Source organism: Zhongshania guokunii (assembly GCF_040892635.1).
Lineage (GTDB): Bacteria > Pseudomonadota > Gammaproteobacteria > Pseudomonadales > Spongiibacteraceae > Spongiibacter > Spongiibacter guokunii.
Genome location: NZ_JBFRYA010000016.1, coordinates 50,181 through 62,307 on the forward strand (window position 1 = coordinate 50,181; position 12,127 = coordinate 62,307).

Annotated in this window: 11 protein-coding genes; 2 read left to right on the forward strand and 9 right to left on the reverse strand. The window is 50.9% G+C overall.

Features of this window, described 5'->3' with window-relative positions:
• Positions 1-42 precede the first annotated feature (42 nt).
• Together AB4876_RS15860 and AB4876_RS15865 are read right to left on the reverse strand one after the other, a co-directional pair.
• Positions 43-1,557 (reverse strand): fumarate hydratase, encoded by a 1,515-nt coding sequence (locus AB4876_RS15860; protein WP_368382728.1) that lies wholly within the window; start codon positions 1,555-1,557, stop codon positions 43-45.
• 119 nt (positions 1,558-1,676) lie between these two features.
• Positions 1,677-2,465 (reverse strand): hypothetical protein, encoded by a 789-nt coding sequence (locus AB4876_RS15865; RefSeq protein ID WP_368382729.1) that lies wholly within the window; start codon positions 2,463-2,465, stop codon positions 1,677-1,679.
• Between the two features lie 233 nt (positions 2,466-2,698).
• Here AB4876_RS15865 and AB4876_RS15870 point away from each other — a divergent pair, with 233 nt between their 5' ends.
• Positions 2,699-3,352, forward strand: a complete 654-nt coding sequence (locus AB4876_RS15870; RefSeq protein WP_368382730.1) for a urate hydroxylase PuuD — start codon at positions 2,699-2,701, stop codon at positions 3,350-3,352.
• 77 nt (positions 3,353-3,429) lie between these two features.
• Here the strand turns inward: AB4876_RS15870 and AB4876_RS15875 are convergent, their stop codons facing one another.
• The 5 genes from AB4876_RS15875 to AB4876_RS15895 form a co-directional block, all read right to left on the reverse strand.
• Positions 3,430-3,822: a CoA-binding protein gene (locus tag AB4876_RS15875; protein WP_368382731.1), complete on the reverse strand. Its 393-nt coding sequence runs from the start codon at positions 3,820-3,822 to the stop codon at positions 3,430-3,432.
• Between the two features lie 67 nt (positions 3,823-3,889).
• The gene (locus AB4876_RS15880; protein WP_368382732.1) at positions 3,890-4,435 is read right to left on the reverse strand and encodes a CC0125/CC1285 family lipoprotein; all 546 of its coding nucleotides are present in this window, start codon (positions 4,433-4,435) and stop codon (positions 3,890-3,892) included.
• Positions 4,436-4,638: 203 nt separating this feature from the next.
• Complete coding sequence (locus tag AB4876_RS15885) at positions 4,639-5,538, reverse strand: D-hexose-6-phosphate mutarotase (protein ID WP_368382733.1); 900 nt, start codon at positions 5,536-5,538, stop codon at positions 4,639-4,641.
• Positions 5,539-5,589: 51 nt separating this feature from the next.
• A complete protein-coding gene (locus AB4876_RS15890; protein ID WP_368382734.1) occupies positions 5,590-6,288 on the reverse strand; it encodes a class I SAM-dependent methyltransferase in 699 nt (232 codons plus the stop codon).
• Positions 6,289-6,526: 238 nt separating this feature from the next.
• On the reverse strand, positions 6,527-8,854 hold the full coding sequence (locus AB4876_RS15895; RefSeq protein WP_368382735.1) for a thrombospondin type 3 repeat-containing protein: 2,328 nt from the start codon (positions 8,852-8,854) through the stop codon (positions 6,527-6,529).
• 250 nt (positions 8,855-9,104) lie between these two features.
• Between AB4876_RS15895 and AB4876_RS15900 the strand changes: the two genes are divergently transcribed.
• Positions 9,105-9,827 (forward strand): acyltransferase, encoded by a 723-nt coding sequence (locus AB4876_RS15900; RefSeq protein WP_368382736.1) that lies wholly within the window; start codon positions 9,105-9,107, stop codon positions 9,825-9,827.
• Between the two features lie 107 nt (positions 9,828-9,934).
• On the opposite strand, the gene groL is transcribed toward AB4876_RS15900, so the two are convergent.
• Positions 9,935-11,596 (reverse strand): chaperonin GroEL, encoded by a 1,662-nt coding sequence (gene groL / locus AB4876_RS15905; RefSeq protein WP_368382737.1) that lies wholly within the window; start codon positions 11,594-11,596, stop codon positions 9,935-9,937.
• Positions 11,597-11,655: 59 nt separating this feature from the next.
• Positions 11,656-11,946 carry a co-chaperone GroES gene (locus tag AB4876_RS15910; protein ID WP_368382738.1) on the reverse strand — a complete coding sequence of 97 codons (291 nt, stop codon included), beginning with the start codon at positions 11,944-11,946 and terminating at the stop codon, positions 11,656-11,658.
• Positions 11,947-12,127 lie beyond the last annotated feature (181 nt).

The window sequence follows — 12,127 nt, forward strand, 5'->3', positions numbered from 1 at the left end:
GCAGGCATCTCTCGCTCTGCGTCAGACGTCCGACCCCCGACGTCAGACTACTTCTATCGCCTGCTCTTCAATCTTCGCCTTCCAAATCTGTGGCCCGATCTTGTGCACCGACTCACCGCGCACGTCCACCGCTACGGTAACCGGCATGTCTTCAATGGTGAACTCATAGATCGCTTCCATGCCGAGCTCTGGGAAACCAACTACTTCGGATTTTTTAATCGCCTGGGCAACCAAATACGCCGCGCCGCCAACCGCCATTAGGTAGGTAGCACCAAATTCCTTGATGGCGTCGATGGCCACATCGCCGCGCTCGGATTTACCGATCATGCCCATTAAGCCGGTTTCGGCGAGCATGGTGCGGGTGAATTTATCCATACGCGTCGCGGTGGTTGGGCCTGCGGGGCCAACAACTTCGTCACGCACTGGGTCAACGGGGCCAACGTAATAGATAAAGCGACCTTTCAGGTCTACGGGAAGCTCTTCGCCCTTGGCCAGCATATCGACCATTTTCTTGTGGGCAGCATCGCGACCCGTCAGCATTTTTCCGCTGAGTAGAATGGTGTCGCCTGGCTTCCAAGTGGCCATTTCCTCTTGGGTAACGGTGTCTAAATTAACACGCTTGGCATCGCCTGCTTCGCGGGTTACTTCTGGCCATTCATCCAATGATGGTGGGGTAAGCGCCGCTGGGCCGCTACCGTCTAAGGTAAAGTGGGCGTGGCGAGTCGCCGCGCAGTTAGGAATCATTGCCACGGCTTTATTGGCGGCGTGAGTTGGGAAGTCTTTTACCTTCACATCAAGAACCGTAGTTAAGCCACCCAGACCCTGAGCGCCAATACCAAGCTTATTTACTTTATCAAACAGCTCTAAACGAAGTTCTTCAGCGCGATTGCTGGCGCCGCGCTTCTGCAAATCGTGAATATCAATTGGGTCGAGCAGCGCTTCTTTGGCGATAATCATCGCTTTTTCAGCAGTGCCGCCAATACCGATACCCAGCATGCCCGGCGGGCACCAGCCCGCGCCCATGGTCGGCACCATCTTCAATACCCAATCTACCACTGAGTCTGAAGGGTTGAGCATGGCAAATTTTGATTTGGCTTCGGAACCGCCGCCCTTGGCCGCAACGTGTACTTCTACGGTGTCGCCAGGCACGATTTGGTAGTGAATAACCGCGGGGGTATTGTCTTTGGTATTGCTGCGAGCACCGTCGGGATCGTCAAGGATAGAGGCGCGTAAAACGTTGTCTGGCAGATTATAAGCGCGGCGCACACCTTCATTAACCATGTCGCTAACGCCCATAGTACCTTCCCACTGCACGTTCATGCCCACCGTTAAGAAGACGGTAACAATACCGGTGTCTTGGCAAATCGGGCGTTTGCCCTCGGCACACATCCGCGAGTTGATCAGAATCTGCGCCATGGCGTCTTTGGCAGCAGGGTTTTCTTCACGCTGATAGGCTTCATCCATAGCGCGGATAAAATCAACGGGGTGGTAGTAAGAGATATATTGCAGCGCGTCGGCCACACTCTGAATGAGATCGTCTTGACGGATTACGGTCATCGGAGGACTCCTGAAATGATGGCGACAGCGGCCAGAATGGCGGCAGAGTATACACTAGCTAGATGGCCGTGGTGTATACACCACGGCCATCTAATACTTAGCTACCTAGCAAAAAACCCTCACCGAGGCGCTGGGCTGCCCGAGTGGTATTGGGACATAGTCTGGCGCATCGACTCAATATCGCGATTAACCTGCTTGCGGAAGGCATTAATCGAATCCAGCCACTCGTCATTTTGAGTAACGCGGCGCTCAATATCCTTAACCCGTGCATCCAAGGCACCACCAGAGGCCACTTGCTTACCCATGTCCAATAATTGCTTGCGATTTACTTCTGCCTGAGCAATCACGCGATCCAGCTTACCGGCCATGGAAGTCAGTGATTCACGCTCAGAATTATACGACTTCGCAATTTTGGCAACTTGCTCATCGCTGGTCCGCAATTTGGTTTCCAGCGCGGCGATACGCTTCTCAGCTTTGTCTAAATCTGCCTTTTGCTTTGCCAAACTCACATCGTGCTGGGCTAGCTCTTCTTTTTGTTTCTTCCAAACATTGTCCCACAGCTTGCGCACTTCAACGTCTAACTCCTTGAGCTTAACCTGAGTGCTGACACTGCTTTCAGTAATACTCTCATCGGCAACCGACAAGCGCTGCTCAAGTAAATCAATACGACCTTGGCCTAGCTGCAACTGCTGCTGCGTAGCGGTCAATTGATCAAAGAGGTAATAAGAAACCGCCGCCAACGCCAAAATCAACACCGTCAGCATAAACATAACAAAACCACCACCGCCGCTGTTCGCCACTGGAGGCGGTGCAACCGCTGCTTGGGGCTTTTTGGACGCCGCAGGACGGACGATATCGTCCTCGTCAATAGAGAGTGAAATTTTAGGTTCTTGTCTTTCCGTACTCACGCTTAATAACTCACTCTAATTAGGGGCAGAAAAAATCATTATGACACTGACGCGGCAGGGCATAAAGCATCGCGCCGGCCATTTGAGCAGCAATTGCTACCCAAGTTCAGCGGCTTTGCTATACTTTAGCGGTTTTACGCTCATACAGCGCAGCTTCTGATTGCTACAGAGGCAACAAAGCTGCGACCATCCAAAAAAATAGTTCACAACAAATGCCATACGAGGGTTCTTTAATGGAAGCATTTATCTCACCAGATCTGCTATTACGCTGGCTGCACGTTTTATTCGGTGTCACCTGGATTGGCCTACTCTACTATTTCAATTTTATACAAACCGAGTACTTTAAAGAAGCCGAGCCTGCCGCCAAAGCCGATGCCGTTAAAAAACTCGCCCCCCGTGCGCTGTGGTGGTTTCGCTGGGGCGCAATGTTTACCTTCCTAACTGGCCTAGGTTTATTGCACTTCACCATGACCCGCGGCCTGAATGGCTACATTATTATTGGCGCGCTAATGGGCACCCTGATGTTCCTTAACGTATGGCTGATTATTTGGCCTAACCAGAAAATTGTGTGTGGCATTACACCTGGCGACGCCGCTAAAGCAGCGCCTAAAGCTGGCCTAGCGTCACGCACTAACACCTTATTCTCTGCGCCAATGCTCATTGGCATGCTCGGCTCTTTCCACGGCACTGGCGCTGCGGGTACGACCGCGGTAAGTAAAAGCGGCGTCGATATCAGCTTAGGCCTGTGGATTTGCATCGGTTTAATCGCTGTAATTCAGCTTAATGCTCTGTTCGGCAAGACCGGCCCAATGACAACCGTGAAAGGCGTTGTGCATTGCAGTATCGCGCTTGCGGTGGCCATGGTCGCACTAATGCAGTTTGTTTAAGTAAACGCTATACCACAAAAAAGGGGAGCCACTTGGCTCCCCTTTTTTGTGCATCAAACTTACTCGCGCCCGCAGATTCAATACTGGCCGGTGCGCAACAAAACCAAAGTGCAGGCCTCTTCGCAAGCAATTCCCACCTCCGCCAAGGCCGCCATCATTTCATCTGACTCAGTGCCGGGATTAAAAATGACCCGCCTAGGCGCCAGCGCAATGAGCTGGGCAAGGTCCTTTTCCAGTAAATTGGCGCGTACATACACACTCACTGTATCGACTTTTTCATTGAGCTGATCAAGCCCCGCTACGCAGGTAATCCCTGCCACTTCGTGGTGATAGGGATTCACCGGCAACACTCGATGCCCGTATTCCGCCAACAATTTCACTGCCTTAAACGAATAGCGCTCAGGTTTTGGGCTCGCCCCCAAGACCACCACTACTTCCTGTTCAGACTGATGATTACTGCGCTCTGCCAACACCTTGTGACCTCACAAAAAAAACCGGGTGACTAGCACCCGGTTGGAGCAAAATGAAGCGATATGCTTACTTCGACTTTTGACCAATCCAGCGACGTAAAGTAGACGCCAACTCTTGGGCATTATAGGCCTCAGCGTCATCTGGCATAGGGTTTTTACCCATTTTAATTTCCAGCGATGCTTGGTAGTTGGTGCGGGTAGTTGACGTTGACACGCCACCACTCAACCGTGAAGGCGTTTGTGTTACCACGGTGTCGCAGCTCACTAAACCACAGCGCTGATAAACTGCAGTGTGGCCACCAAAATCATTAATGGCTGAAATACCACCGGTGGTGCGGGTTTTGCCTTCGGTATCGCGATTAACCAAGTGGAACCAGTTATAGCCACTCTGCAAGGTTAGCTCCGCGGCACGCAACATGGCGTAATCGTTCACGGTTTCTTTATCGGTCCGGCTATTGCCGGTAAAAGTTACTCGGTAGCGATCACTGCCTAACTCTGTTTCCGTATAACCATAAGCGCCGCGCTCTTCAGCGGGTTTATATACTGTTCCGCTGCTGCTACAGCCCACTAATACTAACGATAACATCGCAGTCATAATTAAAACTAAACGCATAATTTTCCCCTCATAAATTACTGCCAACCGCAAATACCAATGTAGATGCGGCATTCATCAAATTGTGTACGTAATGATACCTAGTTGAGATTAACTGAAACTGAACAGAATTATTTTTATGTGAATTAGAGGCCTTTAACGGGCCGGAATTTTGGTCCATGACTAAGACAAACCACCCAAAACACTCTGCTTAAAGCATAGCATCAACATGCCTTCGCCACCGTCATTATCGCAACATGCTGTTGACCAGGGGCTAGCTGCAACTCATCTGCAAAAGCCATACCCCGCTCCACACAGAGGTATTCAGAGAAGTGCTCGCCAACATCGGCCATATTCTTGGCTAGCGCCTCGCCTGGGTTCCACACCACCACCGTATCACAGCCACTGCCGGTCACCGTCATTGTTCGCGCGGTGTCACAAAGCTGCTGTTCACCGCCTAAACCTTCGTATACTCGATCTATTTCCACATTAAAACGCAGCGCCTCATCTTGTTGAAAACGCGCGAGCTGACGACAATTATCAAGATATTCCGCACCAGACACGCCCTTGAGCGCCAACTTATCCAATGCCGCCACCGCAAAATAACTGTGCATTGCAAAGCTCAGCGGCATGGCTGCCACGCCCGAGTTACTCATTGTCAGACTAAGCTGCAAGGATTCCCCCAAGCTCACTTCAAGTTGCGCTGAAAATGGCCACGGGAACAATGCCAAATCTGCCGCGCTTGGCTGGAAGCTAAAATTTAACACCAAATTACCGTCATCGGCCTCGGCCACATTCTCCAAGACCCACGACTGGTGGCGCGCAAAGCCGTGTTTAGCTAAGTCTGGTTCGCGGCGATTCACTCCAAACCACGGCAAGCACAGCGGAATACCGCCGCGAATAGCCTTGCCCGCCACAAAAGATTCCAGCGGGCTCAGCCACAGAAGGTCGTTTTCACCCTCCGGACAAAAGGACAAAACCTGCGCCCCCTGCAAAGCGATAAGCGCCGTACATTTAGGGCTAATACATTCAAGTAACGGCAAGTCACCCGCCCCCGAAAACAAGTCACTAGCCGGCAGTAAATTCAGCTTGGCACTGGGTAACTCTAGGGCGTCTAAAACCATTATTTATCCTAGCCTCACGTTTCTATTTACTAAGTTATATACATCGAACATCTAGCGAATAATTTTCCGCAGGGTGAGCATATCGCTAGCACCTTTTTGAAATTGATAGGGCACGGCCTTTAGCTCGGCCTGATAATGCCGTTCATTAAAATAGCGTATCACGCCTGGGAGGTGTTGCGACAAACGGCCATCAAGACTAAGCAGCGGATAAACTCGCACCTCTTTAGCAACGCGACACATCTCCGTTAGGGCTTCAATATGCTGGGCGGCATCGATCTGCTCACTGTATAAAAACAGCAAATGAGAGCACAGCCCAAGATCAAACTCATTATCGAAAAAAGGAAGTTCAGGCAGAGTCGCCTCAACGTAACGCCCCTCAGCCAGACCGACATCAAAGTCGTCTAGAAACCGGTTCATCGCCGACATGCGCACGGAGCCAAGGTGACCAGGGTCTTTAAAGCTGCTCCAGTAGTAATTATCGGCATGGCGGGCAAGTTCGGCAATCATACCGGGATAAACACGCTGAATTCGGCTACTTATTTCAGCCTTGGTGAACTGATAGATGGGATCAACCGACATAATCCGACCACCATTTTGACTCAGCTCGGCATTAAAACTGGCGGGGCCATCACCGCAGCCGAGAATATATCCCTCTAAATCCCTTTCGCTAAGCGCAAACATCCGGCAGTACTCTGCATATGAGCGCCCCCACGGAACAATTGACGACAGATCCAAATCACCCTCACTCACTAAACGGCCAAATTAGCCTAAAAATAGAAAAGACACCTGCAACAGAGTAAGAGGCCTTACCAGCCTAGAACTGGCAAGCCTCCAGCAAAAAATGAGTTTAAGTATAGTGAGGAGCGCGCCTCTGGCACAAATTCTTATCTAGTCGCGGCGGCCAATATTGGCCAATAATCCAAAAATAAGGTGTGGGCGCGTATAGAAAAAGCGCGGGCCAGCGCATACCCTGGCCCAACCGCCAATATTAAGGGGTAGACGCCACTATGGCAGCGCTGGCAGCAGAGCTAAAATTAGGCTCGCCGGCTGCATCCACTGCAAACAGAGGTAAGCGCGCATTGGCTGTTATGTTTACCACCGGAATTGTCGCGTCGCGGGAAAATGACTCGAGATATTGCGGGTGATAGCCGCTGACCCACAAACCCAGCTCGTCCCCCTTCGCTACGCGCTCGGCAATACCCACCAAATCAATATCGGTATGATTACCCAAGCCTCGCACCGGCATGATTTGATCGTCTAGCAAACGCCACTCGCCACCCGCGTTGCGAATCGCAACACCAACAAACAGGATGCTGTCACAGCCGCTCCGAATCGTCGGCACACCACCCAGTGCGCAAGCTTCGTCATTAAGCACTTGCGGAGTGGTCACCGTAATATCAAGCTGAGGGATACCCGCAATAATTAAGCCGTTGCCATCACCCACCGTTAGGAGCGGCACAATATTGACGTCCTGCCCCAAGACATGAGCCGCCTGAGCGGCCGCACCATTTGGCACATTGGCTAACGCCAAGTCATTAAATTCGCTAAACACTGGCACGGTCGCGTCATTGGCAGATCGGCGAGCCTTGAACTCTGTCACAGGAATACTCACCGCATCATCGTCCGCCAATGAAACACAAATCTCGTTGGGGCCGCTGAGATCAGCTGCCGGAGCCTGACCCCGCAACTTGTCGTTAAACCAATCAATGGTGGCACTGCGTTGAGTCCTAGCACCGCAGGCAAACTTGCCCGCCAAGGCTTGAAAGTAAATTGGATCGGGGGTTTCGCCAATAAAGTTGGGAATAATATGGCCACTTTCATGGGTTAGCAGCCGCACTTCATGGCCGGTGCTCGCCGCCCGCTCGCTCAAACATTGATAATTCCACCAGGCGTCATTGAAGTTAAACAGGGTATCGCGAATGCCCTGAGTTAATAAGATATCCACCCCCGGCTGGCCCGTGTAACTATTGCTGCCCGGCGCCTCGTTGAACTCGCTGCTAATATTATTGTTTAGCTCGCTGGCCGAAAAATTGTAAGGCATCGTCGCCTGACCGTTTAGATCACACCAGTAACGCGGGCTGTGGTAGCTAAACCACGCCAAGGCATCGCGGGGAAATTCGTTACTACTAATACCCCGCAATAGCGTTTCTTTCACAAATGGGTCAAGCCCCCTTGCCAACGGCGATTCTTGATTTTCAAAACCAGGCTGGTAGCTCCCTGCTTCGCCGCCGCCCACTAACAACAAACTCCACGCCGATTTCACCACGTCGCCGGGATTTAGGCTAAAGGGCAGATAATGCCAAGTAATATCTGGCACCATCGCATCCATGCGCTGTTTCTCGTCTACGCCGTGGATCAGTAGTTGGTAACCGCCACCATAGCTTGAGCCCACTGCACCGCTGAGCAGATTAACACCGCCAGCAACACTAACTGCCGGATCTGGCCGCGCCGCCAGTTCGCCGCTTGCCTCATTGCGCCACGCCAAATAATCTAAATTGGCTTCTGCCCAATCCAGTATCTGCAATAAATCCAAACCTTCCACATCTGGGTCCATCACCCGCACGGTGCCACTGCTGTCGCCAAAGCCACGCTGGTCAATGCTAATTACCGGATATCCCGCCGCCACCAGCAAGTCCAAAGCATTGCCACTGTAGTCGCTGGCAGCAGGATCACTTACCCGCGTACCGCCAAAACCATGGCCGTGCAACACTACAGGATGTGCACCCAGAGCTCGTTTACCACAATCTAAAATAGCCGGTTCAAACACTTCAAAACTGATATTCTCACCGCTAGCCGAAGGCAAGATCACTTGATAATGGCGGTTAGCCGTCACGGTTGCGAAGCTGTCGCCACATGAAGCATTGGTTTGTGCTGCAGAGCAGCCCTGGGCATCAACTGTCGACTGGGCAGCCGAATTTGCACAGAGATCCTCTTCGTTGCCAATGCCATCGCCGTCACTATCGCGACCGTCTTCAGGGTCACAAACATCACCAACACTATCGATATCAAGGTCTTGCTGATTAGCATTCGCCACTGCAGGGCAATTATCTTGCTCATCACTAATCCCGTCATTATCGGCATCGTCGTCGCAAACATCGCCAATACCGTCACTATCGGCATCCGCCTGATTGCCATTGGCCAGCTGGGGGCAATTATCACTGCTGTCAGGGACACCATCGGCATCGGTGTCGACCGGCTGATTCACGCCACCCGAGCTGCCGCCATTAGAGGAGTTAGAACTAGAACTGCTACTGCCACCACACGCGGACAGCGCTAGCAGCACTATGATTAGACTAAGTGCACGATAATTGATCATATGACGATCCCAGTAATTATTTTAAGCTGTAAGCTCTCAGGCGATTTTAGGTTTATGGCGAACAGCTACTACACGAAAATTATTGATTGAGCCATACTAAAGCATGTTTTCACTGACTACTCAACAATAACTGAGTAAATACGTTAGATCCAATAACATGCATCCATGGAAGCGAACTGAGATAATCTGCAACCAATAATTATTATGGCCGACTTGCGGTCATTTACCACCCTAGCAAAGGAATTAGCTTGTGCGTCGCAGCAGTACCCCCTATGCGCTCCACCGCCTTAGTAAGGCACTAAACCGCTGGTATGTTCGTCGCTATATTGCGCCACAATTTGACAGTATTGGCACCGTGCCAGACGTCGTCAACCCGCGCAGCGTGGTGATCTTTGGCGACAATATTCATATTGGCCGCCACGCCCACATTATCGCCTCGCCAGACAATATCATTCGTTTAACCACCTGGCCCAGTCGACTCGGCAAAACCGAAATCCGTATTGGCGATTACTGCCTGCTATCGCCAGGAGTACGAATTTCCGCAGCCAAGTCGATCCGCATTGGCGACAACTGTATGTTCGCCGCCAATGTATATATCAGCGACAGCGACTGGCACGGTATTTACAACCGCATTCGGCCGTTTCGCAGTGAAAGACCAGTGGTATTAGAAAACAACGTCTGGCTGGGTGAGCGCGTCATCGTCAACAAAGGCGTGCGCATTGGCGAGAACAGCGTAATTGGCGCCGGCAGTATTGTCACCAAAGACATACCTGCCAACGTGATTGCGGCGGGCAACCCCGCGCGGGTGATAAAAAGCATCAATCCAAAGCGTCGAATGCTAAAACGTGAGGTCTTGTTTCAAGATTCTGAGCACTACTACGAAATTCAAGACGAGCTAGCCAAGATGACTATGGCCAACAATAGCTGGCGCAATTGGCTGCGGGCACTACTAAAACCGAATCGTCAAGATTAATGATTTAGTTCTTCTATAAACAATAAACAACAAACCCCGACCTAGGCCGGGGTTTGAATGTGGTACAAAACCCCACCAAAGTGAGGTTTTAGCGCAGACGGGACTGCTTACATCATGCCGCCCATACCGCCCATGCCACCCATACCGCCGCCCATGCCGCCCATGTCTGGCATGCCGCCAGCACCAGACTCAGACTTAGGTGCGTCGGCAATCATGCACTCGGTAGTGATGATCAAACCAGCAACCGAACCAGCAGCCTGCAGCGCAGTACGAGTTACTTTGGCTGGGTCGAGAATACCCATTTCCATCATGTCACCGTATTCACCAGTGCCAGCGTTGTAACCGAAGTTACCAGTACCGTTGCGAACCTTGTCTAGTACAACAGAAGCTTCGTCACCAGCGTTGCTTACGATTTGACGCAGTGGCGCTTCCATTGCACGCAGCGCGGCATTGATACCCGCAGTTTGGTCTTCGTTGTCGCCTTCGATAACGCCGATATTAGAGATTGCGCGAACCAGAGCAACACCGCCGCCAGGAACAACACCCTCTTCTACTGCAGCGCGAGTTGCATGCAATGCATCTTCAACGCGGGCTTTCTTCTCTTTCATTTCCATTTCAGTTGCAGCGCCAACCTTGATAACCGCTACACCGCCAGCCAATTTAGCTACGCGCTCTTGGAGTTTCTCACGGTCGTAATCTGAGCTGGTGTTTTCAATTTGAGTGCGGATTTCAGCCACACGAGACTGAATACCAGCCGCGTCGCCAGCGCCATCAACGATTACGGTGTTTTCTTTGTCCATGGTGACGCGCTTAGCGGTACCAAGGTGTTCAAGAGTAGCGGTGTCCAGTTCCAGACCCACTTCTTCTGAAATCACGGTGCCGCCAGTCAGAATTGCAATATCTTGCAACATGGCTTTGCGACGATCGCCAAAACCAGGCGCCTTACAAGCAGCAACTTTAACGATGCCGCGCATATTGTTAACAACCAATGTCGCCAACGCTTCGCCTTCAACGTCTTCGGCAACAATCACCAGCGGACGGCTAGACTTGGCAACCTGCTCCAGAACTGGCAGCAATTCGCGGATATTGGATATTTTCTTGTCGATCAACAGAATGAAGGGGCTTTCCAGCTCAACACTCATGTTCTCAGTGTTGTTTACGAAGTAAGGAGACAGGTAGCCGCGGTCGAACTGCATACCTTCAACTACTTCCAGCTCGTTCTCTAGGCCCTGACCTTCTTCAACAGTGATCACGCCTTCTTTGCCAACTTTATCCATGGCTTCAGCAATGATGTCACCAATATTGGTGTCACTATTGGCAGAGATAGTACCTACCTGAGCAATTGCTTTATTGTCTGCGCAAGGGCTAGACAATTTCTTCACTTCGGCAACTGCTGCTGCGATTGCTTTGTCGATACCGCGCTTGATATCCATTGGATTCATGCCGGCAGCAACTGATTTTAAACCTTCGTTAACAATTGCCTGTGCCAATACGGTAGCAGTAGTAGTACCGTCACCCGCGTCGTCAGAAGCGCGTGATGCCACTTCTTTAACCATTTGCGCGCCCATATTCTCGAGGCGATCTTCCAACTCGATTTCTTTCGCTACAGACACACCATCTTTAGTGATGGTTGGTGCACCGTAAGACTTCTCAAGTACTACGTTACGGCCTTTAGGGCCCAGAGTGACTTTTACCGCGTTAGCTAGGATGTTGACACCAGCTACCATGCGCTGACGCGCTTCATTGCCAAATACTACGTCTTTTGCCATGATCGTATAATCCTTTTCTTACTAATTCGTTGATTTAAAAAAGAAATTTTGTGTTGGACTTAAGCTTCTACCACACCGAAAATTTCTGATTCATTCAGAACGATCAGCTCTTCGCCGTCGATTTTAACTGTGCTACCGGAGTACTGGCCAAAAATGACCAGATCGCCCGCTTTAACGCCAACCGGACGCAATTCACCGTTTTCCAACAATTTACCTTCGCCAACCGCAATCACTTCACCTTGGTTTGGTTTTTCTTTCGCAGAACCTGGCAGAACAATACCGCCCGCACTGGTCTTCTCTTCTTCCTTACGACGAACAACAACGCGATCGTATAACGGACGAATTTTCATTTTTATCAATCTCCATTAAATCAATGATTTAGAATTTATTGACCGGCTAAACCGGTGTCAGCCCAAAAGCTATCTCGCCTTTTGACCTGAACCCCCTTTTGTATGGATCGAGAAACTTTACGAGTCTCAACTGGGAAAACCAGGCAATTCATCACCAAGTCACCGTGGGCTGTCCTGTAAA

Bases quoted from the DNA above. Each gene is read 5' to 3' on its own strand.
- AB4876_RS15860 (WP_368382728.1), bottom strand. From the start codon at position 1,557: ATGACCGTAATCCGTCAAGACGATCTCATTCAGAGTGTGGCCGACGCG.
- AB4876_RS15870 (WP_368382730.1), top strand. From the start codon at position 2,699: ATGGAAGCATTTATCTCACCAGATCTGCTATTACGCTGGCTGCACGTT.
- AB4876_RS15880 (WP_368382732.1), bottom strand. From the start codon at position 4,435: ATGCGTTTAGTTTTAATTATGACTGCGATGTTATCGTTAGTATTAGTG.
- AB4876_RS15885 (WP_368382733.1), bottom strand. From the start codon at position 5,538: ATGGTTTTAGACGCCCTAGAGTTACCCAGTGCCAAGCTGAATTTACTG.
- AB4876_RS15895 (WP_368382735.1), bottom strand. From the start codon at position 8,854: ATGATCAATTATCGTGCACTTAGTCTAATCATAGTGCTGCTAGCGCTG.
- groL (WP_368382737.1), bottom strand. From the start codon at position 11,596: ATGGCAAAAGACGTAGTATTTGGCAATGAAGCGCGTCAGCGCATGGTA.
- AB4876_RS15910 (WP_368382738.1), bottom strand. From the start codon at position 11,946: ATGAAAATTCGTCCGTTATACGATCGCGTTGTTGTTCGTCGTAAGGAA.